The sequence below is a fragment of the Roseateles sp. So40a genome (genome assembly GCF_048081605.1).
Classification (GTDB): Bacteria; Pseudomonadota; Gammaproteobacteria; order Burkholderiales; family Burkholderiaceae_C; genus Roseateles.
The window spans coordinates 1,175,037-1,191,017 of sequence record NZ_CP182288.1 but is presented as its reverse complement, the minus strand read 5'-3'; the positions used below and the strand labels follow the sequence as shown (position 1 = coordinate 1,191,017).

Annotated in this window: 15 protein-coding genes; 4 read left to right on the top strand and 11 right to left on the bottom strand. The window is 69.8% G+C overall.

What is annotated here, in order from left to right; translation table 11 throughout:
* From ACNI65_RS05500 to ACNI65_RS05490, 3 genes are all read right to left on the bottom strand, one after another.
* The gene (locus tag ACNI65_RS05500; RefSeq protein WP_416761659.1) at positions 1-1,725 is read right to left on the bottom strand and encodes a thiamine pyrophosphate-binding protein; all 1,725 of its coding nucleotides are present in this window, start codon (positions 1,723-1,725) and stop codon (positions 1-3) included.
* 118 nt (positions 1,726-1,843) lie between these two features.
* On the bottom strand, positions 1,844-2,317 hold the full coding sequence (locus ACNI65_RS05495) for a Panacea domain-containing protein (protein ID WP_416761657.1): 474 nt from the start codon (positions 2,315-2,317) through the stop codon (positions 1,844-1,846).
* Between the two features lie 183 nt (positions 2,318-2,500).
* Positions 2,501-3,763, bottom strand: a complete 1,263-nt coding sequence (locus ACNI65_RS05490) for an MFS transporter (protein WP_416761655.1) — start codon at positions 3,761-3,763, stop codon at positions 2,501-2,503.
* 69 nt (positions 3,764-3,832) lie between these two features.
* Between ACNI65_RS05490 and ACNI65_RS05485 the strand changes: the two genes are divergently transcribed.
* The 3 genes from ACNI65_RS05485 to ACNI65_RS05475 all read left to right on the top strand — a co-directional run bounded on the left by ACNI65_RS05485 (position 3,833) and on the right by ACNI65_RS05475 (position 6,205).
* Positions 3,833-4,636 (top strand): AraC family transcriptional regulator, encoded by an 804-nt coding sequence (locus ACNI65_RS05485; RefSeq protein WP_416761654.1) that lies wholly within the window; start codon positions 3,833-3,835, stop codon positions 4,634-4,636.
* Between the two features lie 11 nt (positions 4,637-4,647).
* On the top strand, positions 4,648-5,763 hold the full coding sequence (nadA, locus tag ACNI65_RS05480) for a quinolinate synthase NadA (protein WP_416761653.1): 1,116 nt from the start codon (positions 4,648-4,650) through the stop codon (positions 5,761-5,763).
* 154 nt (positions 5,764-5,917) lie between these two features.
* Entirely contained in the window at positions 5,918-6,205 is a 288-nt protein-coding gene (locus ACNI65_RS05475; protein WP_416761652.1) for a late competence development ComFB family protein, read from the top strand.
* Positions 6,206-6,235: 30 nt separating this feature from the next.
* Here ACNI65_RS05475 and nadB read toward each other — a convergent pair whose 3' ends face one another.
* From nadB to ACNI65_RS05445, 6 genes are all read right to left on the bottom strand, one after another.
* A complete protein-coding gene (nadB, locus tag ACNI65_RS05470; protein WP_416761651.1) occupies positions 6,236-7,867 on the bottom strand; it encodes an L-aspartate oxidase in 1,632 nt (543 codons plus the stop codon).
* 95 nt (positions 7,868-7,962) lie between these two features.
* A complete protein-coding gene (locus tag ACNI65_RS05465; RefSeq protein ID WP_416761650.1) occupies positions 7,963-8,322 on the bottom strand; it encodes a response regulator in 360 nt (119 codons plus the stop codon).
* 137 nt (positions 8,323-8,459) lie between these two features.
* On the bottom strand, positions 8,460-8,627 hold the full coding sequence (locus ACNI65_RS05460; RefSeq protein WP_416761649.1) for a hypothetical protein: 168 nt from the start codon (positions 8,625-8,627) through the stop codon (positions 8,460-8,462).
* A 144-nt stretch (positions 8,628-8,771) separates the two neighbouring features.
* Positions 8,772-9,470, bottom strand: a complete 699-nt coding sequence (locus tag ACNI65_RS05455) for a hypothetical protein (RefSeq protein WP_416761648.1) — start codon at positions 9,468-9,470, stop codon at positions 8,772-8,774.
* 97 nt (positions 9,471-9,567) lie between these two features.
* Positions 9,568-10,011 (bottom strand): hypothetical protein, encoded by a 444-nt coding sequence (locus ACNI65_RS05450; protein WP_416761647.1) that lies wholly within the window; start codon positions 10,009-10,011, stop codon positions 9,568-9,570.
* Between the two features lie 122 nt (positions 10,012-10,133).
* Positions 10,134-11,561: an aldehyde dehydrogenase family protein gene (locus tag ACNI65_RS05445; RefSeq protein ID WP_416761645.1), complete on the bottom strand. Its 1,428-nt coding sequence runs from the start codon at positions 11,559-11,561 to the stop codon at positions 10,134-10,136.
* 157 nt (positions 11,562-11,718) lie between these two features.
* On the opposite strand from ACNI65_RS05445, the gene ACNI65_RS05440 reads away from it, so the two are divergent.
* The gene (locus ACNI65_RS05440) at positions 11,719-12,699 is read left to right on the top strand and encodes a LysR family transcriptional regulator (RefSeq protein ID WP_416761644.1); all 981 of its coding nucleotides are present in this window, start codon (positions 11,719-11,721) and stop codon (positions 12,697-12,699) included.
* A 5-nt stretch (positions 12,700-12,704) separates the two neighbouring features.
* On the opposite strand, the gene paaZ is transcribed toward ACNI65_RS05440, so the two are convergent.
* Positions 12,705-14,759 carry a phenylacetic acid degradation bifunctional protein PaaZ gene (paaZ, locus tag ACNI65_RS05435; RefSeq protein ID WP_416761643.1) on the bottom strand — a complete coding sequence of 685 codons (2,055 nt, stop codon included), beginning with the start codon at positions 14,757-14,759 and terminating at the stop codon, positions 12,705-12,707.
* A complete protein-coding gene (locus ACNI65_RS05430; RefSeq protein WP_416761642.1) occupies positions 14,756-15,913 on the bottom strand; it encodes an ABC transporter substrate-binding protein in 1,158 nt (385 codons plus the stop codon). Before ACNI65_RS05430 ends, paaZ begins: the two co-directional genes overlap by 4 nt.
* Between the last annotated feature and the right edge of the window lie 68 nt (positions 15,914-15,981).

The window sequence follows — 15,981 nt, the reverse complement described above, 5'->3', positions numbered from 1 at the left end:
TCACGTGGCTTGTCGCCTGAGCGCCGCGTCGCGGATGCTGGCGAGCGTGGTGCGGCTCGTGGAGACATCCACCGGCAGCTTCAGGTGGATCAGCGTGGGACGCTGCGCGGCGATGGCCTCGCGCAACGCGGGCTCGACCTCCTCGGTGCGCGCGGCGCTGAAAGCCAGCCAGCCGTAGGCGCGGGCGAGCGCGGCGAAATCCGGGTTGTGCAGGTCGCTGCCGCTGACACGGCCAGGGTACTCGCGTTCCTGATGCATGCGGATGGTGCCGTAGCTGCCGTTGTCCACGACCAGGCACAGCAGGCGGCGCGCGCCATGGGCCATCGCGGTGGCCATCTCCTGGCCGGTCATCAGGAAGTCGCCGTCGCCGGCGATGTTCACGACCCAGCGCTGCGATTGCAGCAGCGACGCGGCGACGGCGGCCGGGAACCCGTAGCCCATCGCGCCGCTGGTGGGCGCGAGCTGGGTCCGCCCGCCCTGGTGCAGCGCGGTGTAGCGATGGAATCGATGCAGCCAGCCGCTGTAGTTGCCGGCGCCGTTGGTGAAGATGGACTCGGCGGGCAGCAGGCGGTCGAGCTGCTGCATCACCGCCGCGAGGTCCATCGGCGCGACCGGCGTGGCCTGCTGGTTGCGCTGGTAGTCGGCATGCGCGTCGCGCGTCCAGTCCAGCCAGGGCAGCTCCTGGACACCGCCCGTCGGATGCATCTGCTGCAGCGCGAGGGCCGCGGCGCTCATGCTGGACTGGATCATCAGATCGGCGGCGTAGACCCGGCCGAGCTCCTCCGGCCCGGCGTGGATGTGCACGAGCTGCTGCGCGGGCCGCGGCGCCTGGAGCAAGGTGTAGCCGCCGGTGGTCATCTCGCCCAGGCGCGGTCCGATCGCCAGGATCAGGTCGGCGTCGGCGATGCGCTGGGCCAGCGCGGGATTGATGCCGATGCCGACGTCGCCGGCGTACATCGGATCGCGGTTGTCGTAGAGGTCCTGGAAGCGGAAGGCGCAGCCCACGGGCAGGCGCCAGGCATGGGCGAAGTCCTGCAGCGCGGCGCAGGCCTCGGCGGTCCAGCCGCCGCCGCCGACGATGACGAAGGGGCGCTGCGCGGCTTCGAGCCGGGCCTGCAGTTCGAGCAGGTCGGCAGGAGCGGGCCAGGCGACGGCGGGCTTGGCGCGTGGCAGCACGGGCGCGTCGGTGAGCTGGGTCAGCATGTCCTCGGGCAGGACCAGCACGACGGGGCCGGGCCGGCCCTGCAAGGCGGTGTGGAAGGCGCGGTTGATGTACTCGGGCAGCCGGTGCGGGTCCTGGACCTCGCCGACCCACTTGGCCATGCCGAGGGTGCCCGGACCGAACATCTGGCGGTAGTCGACTTCCTGGAAGGCCTCGCGATCGCGCTGGTCGGACGCGACCTGTCCGATGAACAGGATCATCGGCGTGGAGTCCTGGAAGGCGGTGTGCAGGCCGATGCTGGCGTTGGTGGCGCCGGGGCCGCGGGTGACGAAGCAGATGCCGGGGCGGCCGGTGAGCTTGCCCTGGGCCTCGGCCATGAAGGCGGCGCCGCCCTCCTGCCGGCAACCGATGAAGCGGATGCGATCGCGGTGTTCATGGAAGCCGTCGAGCACCGCGAGGTAGGATTCGCCGGGCACGCCGAAGACGTCGGTGACGCCTTGTTCGATCAGGGCCTCGACGAGGACGTGACCCGCGGGGCGGGAAGCAGTGCGTTGCTGGTCCATGGCGGCTGACTGTAGCGAGCGCCCGGCTCAATGCAAGCCGGGGCGATGTCCCCTGTTGCGAGAAGGCCCTCCGATCGAACGAGGGTCAGGCCTTGCGTGTCCTGGCGCTTCGAGTCGCTCATTGCAGCTTCCCCTCATAGAACAAGCGCACAGTTTCGTCCGGAATGACGGCCTGACCGGCGAGGCGAGCCTGCTCCCATGGGCCGCCAGGCTCGTGACTGAGCGTGGACAACTGGGCAGCCGTGAACGTGCCATAGCGATCCATCACCTGATCCAGGATTCGCCAGAATCGGTCATCCGCAGGAGACGGGACGAGCGTGGCGAACGCGTTGGTCGTCGCATCCACCGATTCGATGTACTCCCGGATGCGCTCGTGCCCTCGCTCCTTCAACCGGTAGTAGAGCGTGTTGAAGACCGGGCCGAACTCCCAGGCCTCAGGGCGCTCATTGACCGCTGGCTCCCCCAGGATGGCCAAGCACCAGGCATGTGTGAAGAAGACCAGCTTCTGCAGCTTCAGATGGCTGATGAAGATGCCGCGCTGATTCGCGCGGGTGAGCACGGCATTGGCAACGATGGCAGGCGAGTACGACATGGTGGCGACCTCCAGAGCCATCGACTCTAGAACCGCCCGGACCACTCGCCTGCGAAGGTCAGCGCGCTGTTGCTTCGAGGATGCTATGCAAGCGAAGCGCCCCGCCTCGATCGGTAGGAGCGCGTCGATCCTCCACCCGTCCCGGTCATCGGATGCCTCGAAGAAGCATCCCGCTGAAGGGGGTCAGCGCTTCTTCCGAACCAGGCTCGCCGCCCCGATGCCCATCAGCAGCGCGAGCGACGCACCGAAGAACACCGCGTTGTTCCAGCCGCGATCCATCAGCGCGCCGAAGACCGGCGCGGCCACCGCGAAGCCGGTGTCCAGCCCCGAGTACACCGTGCCGTACACGCGCCCCGTCGCCCCCGGAGGCGCCGCGCGCTTGATCAGCATGTCGCGCGACGGCCCCGCCAGGCCCGTGCCGAAACCCGCCGTCGCCGCGGCGATCAGCGCCGCCGTCGCCGGCAGCCAGCCCGTGGCCGTCAGCGCCAGCAGCGCCGCGGCCACGAACATCGCGCCGGCGATGTTGCGCTCCAAGTTCTGCGACCGCGCCACCAGGAACCCGCCGACGATCATCCCCGCCGCGCCCGCCAGCATGTAGCCCGTCACCACGAACGCCGTGCTCGCCAGGCCCACGCCGTACATCGCCGACAGCGCCGGCGAGGCGAAGCTCTGGATCGCGCTCAGCGCCGAGGTCGTGAAGAAGAAGAACGAGAAGCACAGCCACACCGACGGCAGCTTCAGGAACGCCATCGGATGCTCGTCCACCGGCGCCTTCGCCGCCCCGGCCTTCTCATGGCCCCACGAGCCCTGGCTGTCGTCGATCGCGTCGCGCTTGAACGCCAGCAGCGCGATCACGAGCAGCGCCCAGGCCGCCGTCGCGGCGTAACCCAGACGCCATTGGCCCGTGGCCTCATGCACCGAGATCAGCAGCACCGGCGCCAGCGCCCAGCCCAGGTTGCCCGTGATGCCATGCACCGAGAACGCATGCCCCAGCCGCTGCTGCGACACCCGCTTGTTCAGGATCGTGAAGTCCACCGGGTGGAAGGGCGAATTGCCCAGCCCCGCCAGCGCCGCGGCCAGCGCCAGTCCGGTGAAGCCCTGCGCGGTGCCCGCCGCCAGCGACGCCAGCACGAAGCAGCTCAACGCCACGAACAGCACCGGACGCGCGCCGGTCTTGTCCACCAGGAAGCCCGACAGCGCCTGCCCCACCCCCGAGATCACGAAGAAGATCGTCACCAGCAGGCCCAGCTCCGAGTAGCTCAGCCCGAATTCCCGCATGAACACCGGGAACAGCGGCGGCAGCAGCATGTGGAAGAAATGCGAGGTGCCGTGCGCCAGCCCGATCAGGCTGATCGTCTGGATGTCTCGTTGCCTGCTCTGGGCAGCGCTCTGTTCCGGGCTCAGCCCGAGGCCGTGCGCGTCGGCGGTGGTGGTGGCGGTGTTCATGGGCGAAATGGTGACAGGGCCTTCACGTCGCAATTACGATAGCCGGACAAGTTCTGTCGAGTTTCCGCCATGAGCGCTCCCCGCACCAGCCTGCCGCCCCTGGACCCCCGCCGCTACGCGCCAAGCGCCGACCGCCCCGTGCGGGCGAAGTCGCGCAGCCTGGACGGCCACATGGACATCCAGGCCCACTTCCATGCGTGGGGCCAGTTCGTCTTCTCGGTGACCGGCGTGGTGCGCGTGAGCACCGACCGCGCCACCTTCCTCGTGCCGCCGTCGCGCGGCGTGTGGATCCCGGCGGGCATCGTCCACGCGGTCACCGCCGTGGAGCGCTGCGAGCTCCGCACGCTGTACCTGCTGACGCCGCCCGCGGCTGAGGCGGTCTGGGACGAGAACCGCGTGATCGAGGTCTCGCCGCTGCTGCGCGAGCTGGCGGTGCAGCTCGCGCGCGAGGAGGTCGAGCCGGGCGACCGCGTCGACGACCGGGAGACCTGGCTCGGCCAGCTGATCCTGGATGAACTCCGCCGCGCGCCGACGCTGCAGCTGGGCGTGGCGCTGCCCACCGACAAGCGGCTGCGCCGGCTGTGCGAGGCGGTGCTGGCCGAGCCGATGCGCCATGCCAGCCTGGAAGGCTGGGCGGCGGAGGTCGGCGCCAGCGCGCGCACCGTGTCGCGGCTGTTCCGGCTGGAGCTCGGCAGCAGTTACGCGCAGTGGCGCCAGCAGGCCCTGCTGGCCGAGGCGCTGCGGCTTGCCGCGCATCGCAAGCCGATGCAGGTCATCGCCGCCGAGCTGGGCTACGCCAGCGCCAGCGCCTTCACCGCGATGGTCACGCGGACGGTCGGCATGCCGCCGAGCCGGTTTTTCGGTCAGACCTAGAATCGCGCCCCATGGATCAGGTTCTGTACGACTTCGACCGCCAGGACGCGGAAGGCGCCACCTGCACCGCCCATGCGTGGGCCAAGGTGCCGGCACCGCTGACGCCCACCCAGCGCCAGCAACTCAAGACCCGCGCTGCCGAGCTGCTCAAGGCCAAGGGGGCCGTGCTCGTCGCGCATTACTACGTCGACGGCGACCTGCAGGACCTCGCGCAGGAAACCGGCGGCATCGTCTCCGACTCGCTGGAAATGGCGCGCTTCGGCCGCGATCACGCGGCGCAGACGCTCGTCGTCGCCGGCGTGCGCTTCATGGGCGAGAGCGCCAAGATCCTCAGCCCCGAGAAACGCGTGCTGATGCCCGACCTGGACGCGACCTGCTCGCTGGACCTGGGCTGCCCGGCCGATGAGTTCGCCGCGTTCTGCGATGCCCATCCCGACCGCACGGTCGTCGTGTACGCCAACACCAGCGCCGCGGTGAAGGCCCGCGCGGACTGGATGGTCACGAGCTCGTGCGCGCTGGAGATCGTCAGCGAGCTCAAGGCGCGCGGCGAGAAGATCCTGTGGGCACCCGACCGCCATCTGGGCCGCTACATCCAGGACCAGACCGGCGCCGACATGCTGATGTGGAACGGCGCGTGCATCGTGCACGACGAGTTCAAGGGCCTGGAGCTCGAGCTGCTGCGCGAGCAGCATCCCGACGCGATGATCCTCGTGCACCCCGAGTCGCCGGCCGCGGTCGTGGCGCAGGCGGACGTGGTGGGATCGACCTCGGCGCTGATCAAGGCGGTGGTCGAGGGCAAGGCCCGCGAATACGTCGTCGCCACCGACAAGGGCATCCTGCACGCGATGCGTCAGCTCGCGCCGGGCAAGGTGCTGATCGAGGCGCCGACCGCCGGCAACAGCGCCACCTGCAAGAGCTGCGCGCATTGCCCGTGGATGGCGATGAACGGGCTGCAGGGCATCGTGGATTGCCTGGAGCGCGGCACCGGCGAGATCTTCGTCGAGGAGCCCATCCGCAAGCAGGCGCTGGGCTGCATCGACCGGATGCTGGACTTCACGGCGCAGCTCAAGGCGAAAAAGGCGGCGCAGGCCGCAGGCGGCCTGGTGCCCGGGATCGGGGCAGCCTGACCGTACTGCCACCTCCCTTGGCCCTCACCCCTGCCCTCTCCCGCAAGCGGGAGAGGGAGTCACGCTGCGGCGCCCCGCGTGAACGAGGGTTTCCATCCGCGGGGCGACAGGCCTATGCTGTGCCCATTCCGACTGCCCGAGGCAGGACACGCGCATGGACTTCACCTCGCTCTACAACCATCACGAACGCGAAGTGTTTGCCGCGGTGATGGACAACGCGCCGCAATTCCCCGACATCGAACGCCAGCCCGAGCTGCTCGCCGACGTCGCCTGCGTGGCGCTCAACCGCCTGCCGCCGCGCTACATCCGCCACGCGGTCGACTACTCGTTCTACCTGACCGAGCAGGAACGCCACGACGTCGACGCCGCGATCAAGGAAGCCGTCAGCTACGCCTTCAGCTTCGTCCAGGCGCGCAGCGTGCTGAGGACCAAGCAGCGCTGAGCGCCTGAGACCTCCTCGGCGACCGCGACCTCAGCGGCCTCCGCCGCGCGTGTGGCCATTGCGCACCAGCACCGTCGGCAGGCTCGCCGGCAGCGTGCGCGGATAGTCCCGGCTGTAATGCAGGCCGCGGCTTTCGTGGCGCAGCAGCGCCGAGCGCACGATCAGCTCCGCGCAGTCCACCAGGTTGCGCAGCTCCAGCAGGTCGCGGCTCACGCGGAAGTTGGCGTAGTAGTCGTCGATCTCCGCGCGCAGCAGGTCGATGCGGTGCAAGGCCCGCTCCAGCCGCTTGGTCGTGCGCACGATGCCCACGTAGTTCCACATCAGCAGCCGCAGCTCGTCCCAGTTGTGGGCGATCACGACCTGCTCGTCGGCATCCTCGACCTGGCTCTCGTCCCAGGCCGGCAGCGGCGCGGGCTCGGGTTCAGGCTGCTCGAGGATGTCCCCGGCGCAACCCCGGCCCAGCACCACGCACTCCAGCAGCGAGTTGCTGGCCAGCCGGTTGGCGCCATGCAGGCCCGTGTGCGCGGTCTCGCCGACCGCGTACAGGCCGGGCAGGTCCGCGCGGCCCTGCAGGTCGGACACCACGCCGCCGCAGGTGAAGTGCACCGCCGGCACGACCGGAATCGGCTGGCGCGCGATGTCGATGCCCAGCGCCAGGCAGCGCGCGTGGATCGTCGGGAAGTGTTCCTTGAGGAAGGCCTCGCCCAGGTGCGTGGCGTCCAGCCACACGTGGTCCAGACCGTGCTTCTTCATCTCGAAGTCGATCGCGCGGGCGACCACGTCGCGCGGCGCGAGCTCCAGCCGCTCGTCGTGCGCGGCCATGAAGCGCGTGCCGTCGGGCAGCTTGAGATGACCGCCCTCCCCGCGCAGCGCCTCGGTGATGAGGAAGCTGCGTTCCTGCGGGTGGTACAGGCAGGTCGGATGAAACTGGATGAACTCCATGTTGGCGATGCGGCAGCCCGCTCGCCAGGCCATCGCGATGCCGTCACCGGTGGAGGTGTCCGGGTTGGTCGTGTAGCGGTAGACCTTGCCCGCGCCGCCGGTGGCCATGACCACCGCGCGCGCGGCGATCGCGTCGACGCGCTGCGCGTCCATGTCCAGCGCGTAGATGCCGTAGCACCGCGAGGGCTCCTCGCGCTGCACATGGCGCGAGGTGATCAGGTCCAGCGCCATCCAGCGCTGGCGCAACTCGATGTTGGGATGCGCATGGGCCTTGGCCAGCAGCGCGTCGTGGATGGCCTTGCCGGTGGCATCGGCCGCATGCGCGATGCGGCGCACCGCATGGCCGCCCTCGCGCGTCAGGTGCAGGCCCAGGGGGCCCTGCTCGTCGGGCGTGAACGGCACGCCCTGCTCGACCAGCCAGCCCACGGCGTCGGCGCTGCGCTCGGCGATGTAGCGGGCGGTGGCCTCGTCGACGAGACCGGCGCCGGCCTCCTGCGTGTCGCGCACGTGGCTCTCGATGCTGTCGTCGGAGCCCAGCACCCCGACGATGCCGCCTTGCGCCCAGGCGGTGGCGGCCTCGCCGAGCTCGCGTTTGGCCAGCACGATCACCGGGACCCGGTCGGCCAGGTGCAGCGCCACGGTCAATCCGGCCAGGCCGGCACCCACGATCACCACCGGCGCCTGCGCGGCACCGGACGGAACAGCAGCTGTCATCGTCATCGCCCGGTCAAACGGGCGTCATCGCTTGGGAGTCGGCGATTCTACGAGCGGTGTCGCATGACCCCCTCGCCCGCGCAGCGGGAGAGGCGATGAAGCTATTGAGCCAACCGGCGCAGATCCTCGACCAGCTGGTCCTGATCATTGGCCTTGTCGTAGAACCCGTCCGCGCCGTGCTTCTCGCACAAGGAGCGGTAGAAGTCGGGATCTCGGCTGCTGAGCACCCACAGCTTGCCGGTGTAGCCGCCGGCCCGGGCGCGGCTCAGCACATGCATCCCGGAGCCGACCTGCAGGTTGAGATCGAGCAGCACCACGTCGGGCTTGAGCACCGCGACGGCCTGCACCGCGTCCTCCTCGCTGTCCGCGTAGCCGACGACCTCCACGAAATCCAGGCCCTCGAACAGCCGCAGGAACTGCGTGCGCACGAACTCGGAATCCTCGACGAGCAGAACCCGCATCCTCCAACCCTTCCTCTTGCATTCACCTGCGCCGCATTCTGGCGCGACGGCGATTCACGCGAGGACGTCAGGGACGTCGACTTCGCAACCGGGCGTATCCAGACGCCCCGGTGCGGCCTCGCCCGTGCGATCCCCGCTCAGACCAGGGTCGCCAGCGCCGTGCAGACGCCGCCCAGCCCGGCCGCCGAGGCCAGGAAGGTCACGTCGCGCCGCTCATTGCCGCCCTTCCAGGCCATCAGCGCGACGATGGCCAGCGTGCCCGTGAAGAGCAGGCCGGCGATGACGGGGGTGGTGAGCAGATCCAAGGTCGTTCCCGAGCGGTTGGCGAAAGCCCGCAGTGTGGGCGGCCGCCGCGCGTCGCTCAAGGTCGAGATTTCATCCCCGGCATTCGGTCGAAGCGACGTGAACGCCTCAGATCCACAGGTTTTACCGAGCGCGGGTGCAGCGCCTCACTGCTTGTCCAGGCGCAGCGTCCACTGCGACTCCAGGTCGATCCCCTCGAGCGCCGCGCTCAGCGGCCGGCTGCTCGGCGGAGACTGCCGCCGCGCGCGGCCCACCAGGGACTTGCCGTCCGCCGTGGCGTTCAGCGCCAGGCGCGAGCCGCCGACCAACGCCACATGCAGCACGCCGCCGTCGACGGTCCAGGTCCCGCTGTCGGTGCTCGTGGTCGTGCTGTAGACCACCAGTCCGCCGGGTTGCAGCCACAACCGGGTGCCCGTGGCGGTGGCCCAGCGCGTGCCCTCGGTGGCGGCGAACGCCGTGCGCGGCGAGCCGGTCATGCGCACGAACTCGCCGTCCTGCGGCCAGCGCAGGCGCTGCGTCGGGATCATGAAGCTCCACCGCCCGGCGGCCGCCGTCGCGCCGACGCCGGCGACAGCGCCAGCGGGCTGGATCTCGCTGCGCGAGCTCATCGTGATCGACTTGAGCCCCGGATCCTTGATCACCGCGTGGAAGCCGCTCTCGTCGTAGTTGCCGGCCTTCACGGTCTTCATGCTGACGGACATCGCGCCGACGAAGCCCTGCTCGGCCTTGAGCTCGAACACCTCGGCATTGCCGTTGGCGTAGACGACGAGGCCGCGCGCCAGGCCGCTGCGCGCGACCTGTTCCAGCAGGTTGCGCATCCAGCCCTGGCTGGCCGCGGGATCCACGCCGGTTCCATCTCCTGCGCCTGCGCCGCGCCGACGACCATGCCCAGCGCCAACGCCACCGCCCCCGCGACCCGCGGGGACCTCAAAGGGCGCGCGCTCATGCCAGCAGCCCCGCCTGCTTGAAGGTGCCCACCATCGCCTCGGCGAAGTTGCGCACGAAGCCCTCATCGGGATCGGGCACGCCGAAGCCCTTCCAGTGCCAGGCGCTGTTGCTGTCGATGTCCACCGTGTAGAGCAGCTGGCGATTGGCGTCGAGGATGGACGCGCGCATCGTCATGCCGCAGGTGCCGCCGGCGTGGTTGAAGTGGCCGCGCAGCGGCAGCAGCGCGATCGTGTGCGTGGGCCCGAAACGCACGCCTGCGCCGAGCAGGCGGTCGGTGGACATCGTCACCGTGTTGTCGCGATACAGCGCCATCAGCTTGTCCATGTAGGCCTTGGCCTTCTCGCCCTCGACCTTGCTCATGGACGTGTCCACGGCGTACTTGGGCCGCTCGTACGCGGCGGCGAACGCCGCGAGCAGGCGGCGACGGGCAAAGGTCATGGGGTCCCTGGGAAGCGAGTTGTCGTTGTGCGCGGCACCTTAGCGAAGTGCCCGTCAACACGCCGCCAACACGCCGCCAACACGCCGTCAACACGCGATCTTCATGTCGCCCTCACGCCACGTCACGCCACGGTGATCGTGCGCGGCTCGAGGAACGCCTCCAGCCCCATCGCGCCGAACTCGCGCCCCAGGCCCGATTGCTTCACGCCGCCGAACGGCGCGAGCAGGTCGGGCGCGACGCGGTTGATCAGCACGGTGCCGGTGTCCAGGCGCTCGGCGACGCGCCGCGCGCGTGCCACGTCGCTCGAGAACACGTAGCCCTGCAGGCCGTAGATCGAGTCGTTGGCGATGGCGATCGCGTCCTCGTCGGAATCCACCGGCAGGATGGACAGCACCGGTCCGAAGATCTCCTCGCGTGCGATGTCCATGTCGTTGCGCACGTCGGCGAAGACGGTGGGACGCACGAACCAGCCGTGCGTCAGCCCCTCGGGGCGGCCTTCGCCGCCGGCCACCAGCGTGGCGCCCTGCGCGAGGCCGCGGCGGATGAAGTGCTGGATGCGCTCGAACTGCGCGCGGTTGACCATCGGGCCGATCGTCGTCGCGGGATCGCGCGGATCACCGACCCGCATCGCGTTCACGGCCGTGCCCACCAGCGCGACGACCTCGTCCATCCGCGAGCGCGGCACCAGCAGGCGCGTGCCGGCCACGCAGGCCTGGCCACTGTTCATGAAGGCCGCGCCCAGCGCCAGCGGGATCGCGGCGCGCAGGTCGGCGTCGTCCAGCAGCACCGACGCGGACTTGCCGGTCAGCGCCAGGCTCACCCGCTTCATCGTGTCGGCGGCGCCGCGCGCGATCAGCCGGCCCGTGGGTGTGGAGCCGGTGAACGACAGCTTGGCCACCGCCGGGTGCGTGCCGATCTCCGCGCCGACGTCGGCGCCGCGGCCGGTGACGACGTTGACCACGCCCGCCGGCAGGTCCGCGTCGTGGATCGCGCGGGTGATCAGATGCGCCTGCCAGGGGCTGAGTTCGCTGGGCTTGACCACGCTGGCGCAGCCCGCGGCGATCGCCGCGGCGAGCTTGCTCGCGATCGTGCCGGCGGCCGCGTTCCAGGGCGCGAACAGGCCCGACACGCCCACCGGCACCATGCGACGTGTGGACACGCCGTCCAGTCCGGCGGGACGCTCGAACGCGTAGTTCGCGAGCGTGCGCACGACGTCGCCGAAGCACTGCGACGCGTAGTTGGCCACCCACTGCGAGCGCGCGAGCGGGCCGCCGTACTCGAGGATCGAGGACTCGCGCAGCACGTCGGCATGGGCGAGCATCGCGGCCTGCAGCCGTTCCAGCAGCGCGATGCGCTCGGCGACGGTGCTGCGGGCGAAGCGGGGCTGGGCGCGAGCCGCGGCCTCGATCGCGCGGCGCGCGTCCTCGCGGCTGGCCAGTTGCGCCTGGCCGATCACCGTCTCGTCGGCGGGATTCACGATGTCGACGATCTCCTCGCCGGTGACGGGGACGAACTGGCCGTCGATGTAGTTCTGGTCGACACGGATCATGGGAGGGCTCCTGGTGGCTGGGTGGGGCACGGCATCGGTGCCGCGATGAGGTCAATGTAGGCAGCGGGCCTCCATCTGATAAGCCATACGAAGGTAGATGCGTCATCCCGGAAATCGAAACGATAGGATCGAGCTTGTTTCGATCTCGGGGACAAGCATGCAGAAGGACAGCCTGGCGGAGTTCGAGGTGGTGCTGGCGGTGGCGCGTCGTCAGGGCTTCCGGCCGGCGGCGCTGGAGCTGGAGATGTCCACCTCGGCGGTGAGCAACGCGGTGGCGGGGCTGGAGGCGCGCATGGGCGTGCGGCTGTTCCATCGCACCACGCGCAGCGTGTCGCTGACCGAGGCGGGCCGGCATTTCGTCGAGCGCATCGGACCGGCGGTGACGCTGATCCGCGAGGCGGTCGATGCGGCCGGGGATCGCGCGGGACCGCCCTCAGGCACGCTGCGCCTGAACAGCTCGCTGGGCGCGGCGCTGATGGTCTTCCGCCCCGTGCTGGCGGAGCTGCTGCGACGACATCCCGGGATCACGCTGGACATCGTCACCGAGGGCCGCATGGTGGACATCGTCGCGGAGGGCTTCGATGCGGGGCTGCGGCTCGCGCCGCAGGTGCCGCGCGACATGATCCGCGTGCCCATCGCCGCGCCGTTGCGCATGGTGGTGGTGGGATCGCCGGACTACCTCGACCAGCACGGCGAGCCGCTCAAGCCGGCGGACCTCGCGCGGCATGCCTGCCTGCGGGCGCGGCTGCCGAGCGGCTTGCCGTCGCCATGGGAGTTCTCGAACGCCAGAAGGAAGTCGGCCCCGGTCACCGCGATGGAGGTGCCGGGGCCGATGGTGCTGGATGCGCCGCAGCTGATGCTGGAGGCGGCGCGAGCCGGCTTGGGGCTGGCGCAGATCGCCGAGTGGTACGTCGCCGAGGATCTGGCCGCGGGGCGGCTCAGGCGCGTGCTCGACGGGTGGTCCGCGCCCTTGCCGGCGTTATGCCTGTACTACGCGGGCCATCGCCACATTCCGGTGGCGCTCAGGGCCTTGGTCGATCTGATCCATGAGATCAATCGACAGGCCGCTCAGGACGGCGCACTGCCACGTCCGCTGGCCCTCACCCCTGCCCTCTCCCGCCAGCGGGAGAGGGGGTAGGACTGTCAGCCCTTCTTCGCGACGAGCGTCAGGATGTCGTAGCTGGCGACGAGTTCACCGCGCTGATTCGTGACCTGCACATCCCAGGCCACGACGCCTTGCGGCGGCTGGTCCGGGCGATTGCCGCGATCGATGCGGCGCTTGCAGGTCAGCCGGGCCTGGATCGTGTCGCCGATCGCCACCGGGTTCACGAAGCGCAGGGTGTCCAGGCCGTAATTCGCCAGCACCGGTCCCGGCGCCGGCGACACGAACAACCCCGCCGCCGCCGACAGCACGAAGTAACCATGCGCGATGCGCTGGCCGAATTGCGTGTCCTTGGCCGCGACCTCGTCGAAGTGCATGTAGAAGTAGTCGCCGCTGATCCCGCCGAAGTTGACGATGTCCGCCTCCGACACCGTGCGCCGATGCGTCAGCAGCGAGTCACCGACCTGGATCTCCTCGAAGTGCTTGCGGAACGGATGGATCGCGTCCTCGGTCACCTTGCCGCCGCGCACGTACTCGCCGGTGATCGCGGTGAGCATCGTCGGCGAGGCCTGCACCGCGCAGCGCTGCAGGTAGTGCTTGACCGCGCGGATGCCGCCGAGCTCCTCGCCGCCGCCCGCGCGTCCCGGTCCGCCGTGCTTGAGCATCGGCAGCGGGGAGCCGTGGCCGGTGGACTCCGGCGCCGCGTCACGGTCCAGCACCAGCAGCCGGCCGTGGAAGGCCGCCGCGTGATACACCGCCTGCGCCGCGAGGGCCGGCGTCTTCGTGACCACCGATCCCACCAGGCTGCCGCGGCCCTTGGCCGCGAGCGCCAGCGCCTCGTCGAAGTCGCCATAGCTCATCAGCGTCGACACCGGCCCGAAGGCCTCGATGTTGTGGACGGCTTCGTTGCGCATCGCATCGCGGCACAGCAGCAGCGTGGGCGCGAAGAACGCGCCGTCGCCCACGCCCTCGCCCACCGGCGCGAAGCCGTCGCGCTCGCCGTAGACGATCTCGTTGCCCTGCGCGAGCAGCGCCAGGCGCTCGGCCACGTCGGCCTGCTGCGCCTTGGATGCGAGCGCGCCCATGCGCACGCCTTCCAGCGCGGGGTCGCCGATCTTGATCTTCGCCAGACGCTCGCGCAGCGCGGCGGCCACGGCGTCGATCTGCGCGGCCGGCACGATCGCGCGGCGGATCGCCGTGCACTTCTGGCCGGCCTTGGCGCTCATCTCCCGCATCACTTCCTTGACGAAGAGATCGAATTCGGGATCGCCGGGTTGGACGTCCGGCGCCAGGATCGCGCAGTTCAGGCTGTCGGCCTCGGCGTTGAACGGGACCGAGCGGCGGATCAGGTTCGCGTTCACGCGCAGCTGCGCGGCGGTGTCCGCCGAGCCGGTGAAGGTGACGACATCGGTCTCCTCCAGGCGATCGAGCAGATCGCCGGAGCCGCCGATGATCAGCTGCAGCGCGCCGGCCGGCAGCAGGCCGGACTGCTCGATGAGCCGCACGCAGGCCTCGGCGACGTAGCTGGTCGCGGTGGCCGGCTTGACGATGCAGGGCATGCCGGCGAGGAAGCTCGGTGCGAACTTCTCGAGCATCCCCCACATCGGGAAGTTGAACGCGTTGATGTGCACGGCCACGCCGCGCTTGGGCACCAGCACGTGCGTGCCCATGAACTGGCCGACCTTGCCCAGCGCTTGAGCCGGGCCTTCATGGACGATGTTGCTGGAGGGCAGCTCGCGCCGCCCCATCGACGCGTAGGCGAAGAGCGTGCCGAAGCCTCCTTCGATGTCGATCCAGGAGTCCGGGCGGGTCGCACCTGTGTGGGCGGAGATCGCGTAGAGCGATTCCTTGTGTTCCTGCAGATAGGTCGCGAGCGCTTTCAGGATCGCGGCGCGTTGCTGGAAATCGAGCGCGAGCAGCGCGGGCATCGCCTGCCTGCGCGCGAAATCCAGGCTCTCGCCGAAGTCGATCTCATCGGCATGGGTCTGCGCCACCAACCGTCCGTTGACGGCACTGTGCAGGCCGCGCGCGGCGGTGGAGCCGATCCAGCGACCGGCGATCAGGCTTTGGAGGACGGGGGTGGCGCTGACGCTCATGGTTGGTATTTCCAGGTTCCGTTGTCGATCTTGACCATCACGCGGGCGCGCTGGTCCAGACCCAGGTGGTCATTCGGGGACATCGTGAACACGCCGTGCGCGCCGGGCATTTCCTTCACGCCCTCGAGCGCGTCGCGCAGCGCGGCGCGGAACTGCGGCGTGCCGGGCTGCGCCTTCTTGATGGCCTCGGGGATCGCCGCGGCCAGCAGCAGGCCCGCGTCCCAGGCGTGACCGCCGAAGGTCGAGACGCTGCCCTTGCCATAGGCGCCCTCATAGGTCGTCACATAGGCCTTGGCGCTCTTCTTGGCCGGATGGTCCGCCGGCAGCTGATCCACCACCAGCACCGGACCGGCCGGCAGGAAGGTGCCCTCGACGTCCTTGCCGCCGACGCGCAGGAAGTCGTTGTTGGCCACGCCATGCGTCTGGTAGTACTTGCCCTGGTAGCCGCGCTCCTTGAGCGTCTTCTGCGGCAGCGCCGCCGGCGTGCCGCTGCCGCCCACCAGCACCGCATCGGGCTTGGCCGCCATGATCTTGAGCACCTGCCCCGTCACCGAGGTGTCCGTGCGGTTGTAGCGCTCATTGGCGACGATGCTCAGGCCCTTGCTCGCGGCGACCTTGTTGAACTCGCCGTACCAGCCCTCGCCGTACGCGTCGGCGAAGCCGATGTAGGCCACCGTCTTCACGCCCTGCGACTGCATGTGGCCGGCGATGGCCAGCGCCATCATGATGTCGTTCTGCGGCGTCTTGAACACCCACTTCTTCTTGGCGTCCATCGGCTCGACGATCCGCGCCGACGCCGCCATCGAGATCATCGGCACCTGCGCCTCCGACACCGCGTCGATCATCGCCAGCGAGTTCGGCGTCACCGTCGATCCCACCACCACGTCGACCTTGTGCTCGGTGATCAGCTTGCGGGTGTTGGCCACCGCCGTCGTCGTGTCCGAGGCGTCGTCCAGGATGATGTAGTTGACCTTCTGCCCGGCGATCGTCTTGGGCATCAGCGCGAAGGTGTTCTTCTCCGGAATGCCCAGCGACGCGGCCGGCCCCGTCGCCGACACGGTCACGCCGACGTTGATGTCGGCCCGGGCGCTGCCGCCCATCACCATCAACGCGGCGCCGGCCACGGCCAGCAGGGTCTTCTCGATGCGTTTCATGTCGTCTCCTTGGAATCTGTTGTCAGCAACGCGAGTGGAACGAGGTACTGCTACTGCAAGGGGGCCAT

What these genes read in the sequence shown, in the direction of transcription:
- ACNI65_RS05475 (WP_416761652.1), top strand. Translation starts at nt 5,918, where the DNA reads ATGGACTTCACCTCGCTCTACAACCATCACGAACGCGAAGTGTTTGCC.
- ACNI65_RS05430 (WP_416761642.1), bottom strand. Translation starts at nt 15,913, where the DNA reads ATGAAACGCATCGAGAAGACCCTGCTGGCCGTGGCCGGCGCCGCGTTG.
- ACNI65_RS05500 (WP_416761659.1), bottom strand. Translation starts at nt 1,725, where the DNA reads ATGGACCAGCAACGCACTGCTTCCCGCCCCGCGGGTCACGTCCTCGTC.
- ACNI65_RS05495 (WP_416761657.1), bottom strand. Translation starts at nt 2,317, where the DNA reads ATGTCGTACTCGCCTGCCATCGTTGCCAATGCCGTGCTCACCCGCGCG.
- ACNI65_RS05465 (WP_416761650.1), bottom strand. Translation starts at nt 8,322, where the DNA reads ATGCGGGTTCTGCTCGTCGAGGATTCCGAGTTCGTGCGCACGCAGTTC.
- ACNI65_RS05485 (WP_416761654.1), top strand. Translation starts at nt 3,833, where the DNA reads ATGAGCGCTCCCCGCACCAGCCTGCCGCCCCTGGACCCCCGCCGCTAC.
- ACNI65_RS05445 (WP_416761645.1), bottom strand. Translation starts at nt 11,561, where the DNA reads ATGATCCGTGTCGACCAGAACTACATCGACGGCCAGTTCGTCCCCGTC.
- nadA (WP_416761653.1), top strand. Translation starts at nt 4,648, where the DNA reads ATGGATCAGGTTCTGTACGACTTCGACCGCCAGGACGCGGAAGGCGCC.
- ACNI65_RS05440 (WP_416761644.1), top strand. Translation starts at nt 11,719, where the DNA reads ATGCAGAAGGACAGCCTGGCGGAGTTCGAGGTGGTGCTGGCGGTGGCG.
- paaZ (WP_416761643.1), bottom strand. Translation starts at nt 14,759, where the DNA reads ATGAGCGTCAGCGCCACCCCCGTCCTCCAAAGCCTGATCGCCGGTCGC.
- ACNI65_RS05450 (WP_416761647.1), bottom strand. Translation starts at nt 10,011, where the DNA reads ATGACCTTTGCCCGTCGCCGCCTGCTCGCGGCGTTCGCCGCCGCGTAC.
- ACNI65_RS05490 (WP_416761655.1), bottom strand. Translation starts at nt 3,763, where the DNA reads ATGAACACCGCCACCACCACCGCCGACGCGCACGGCCTCGGGCTGAGC.
- nadB (WP_416761651.1), bottom strand. Translation starts at nt 7,867, where the DNA reads ATGACGATGACAGCTGCTGTTCCGTCCGGTGCCGCGCAGGCGCCGGTG.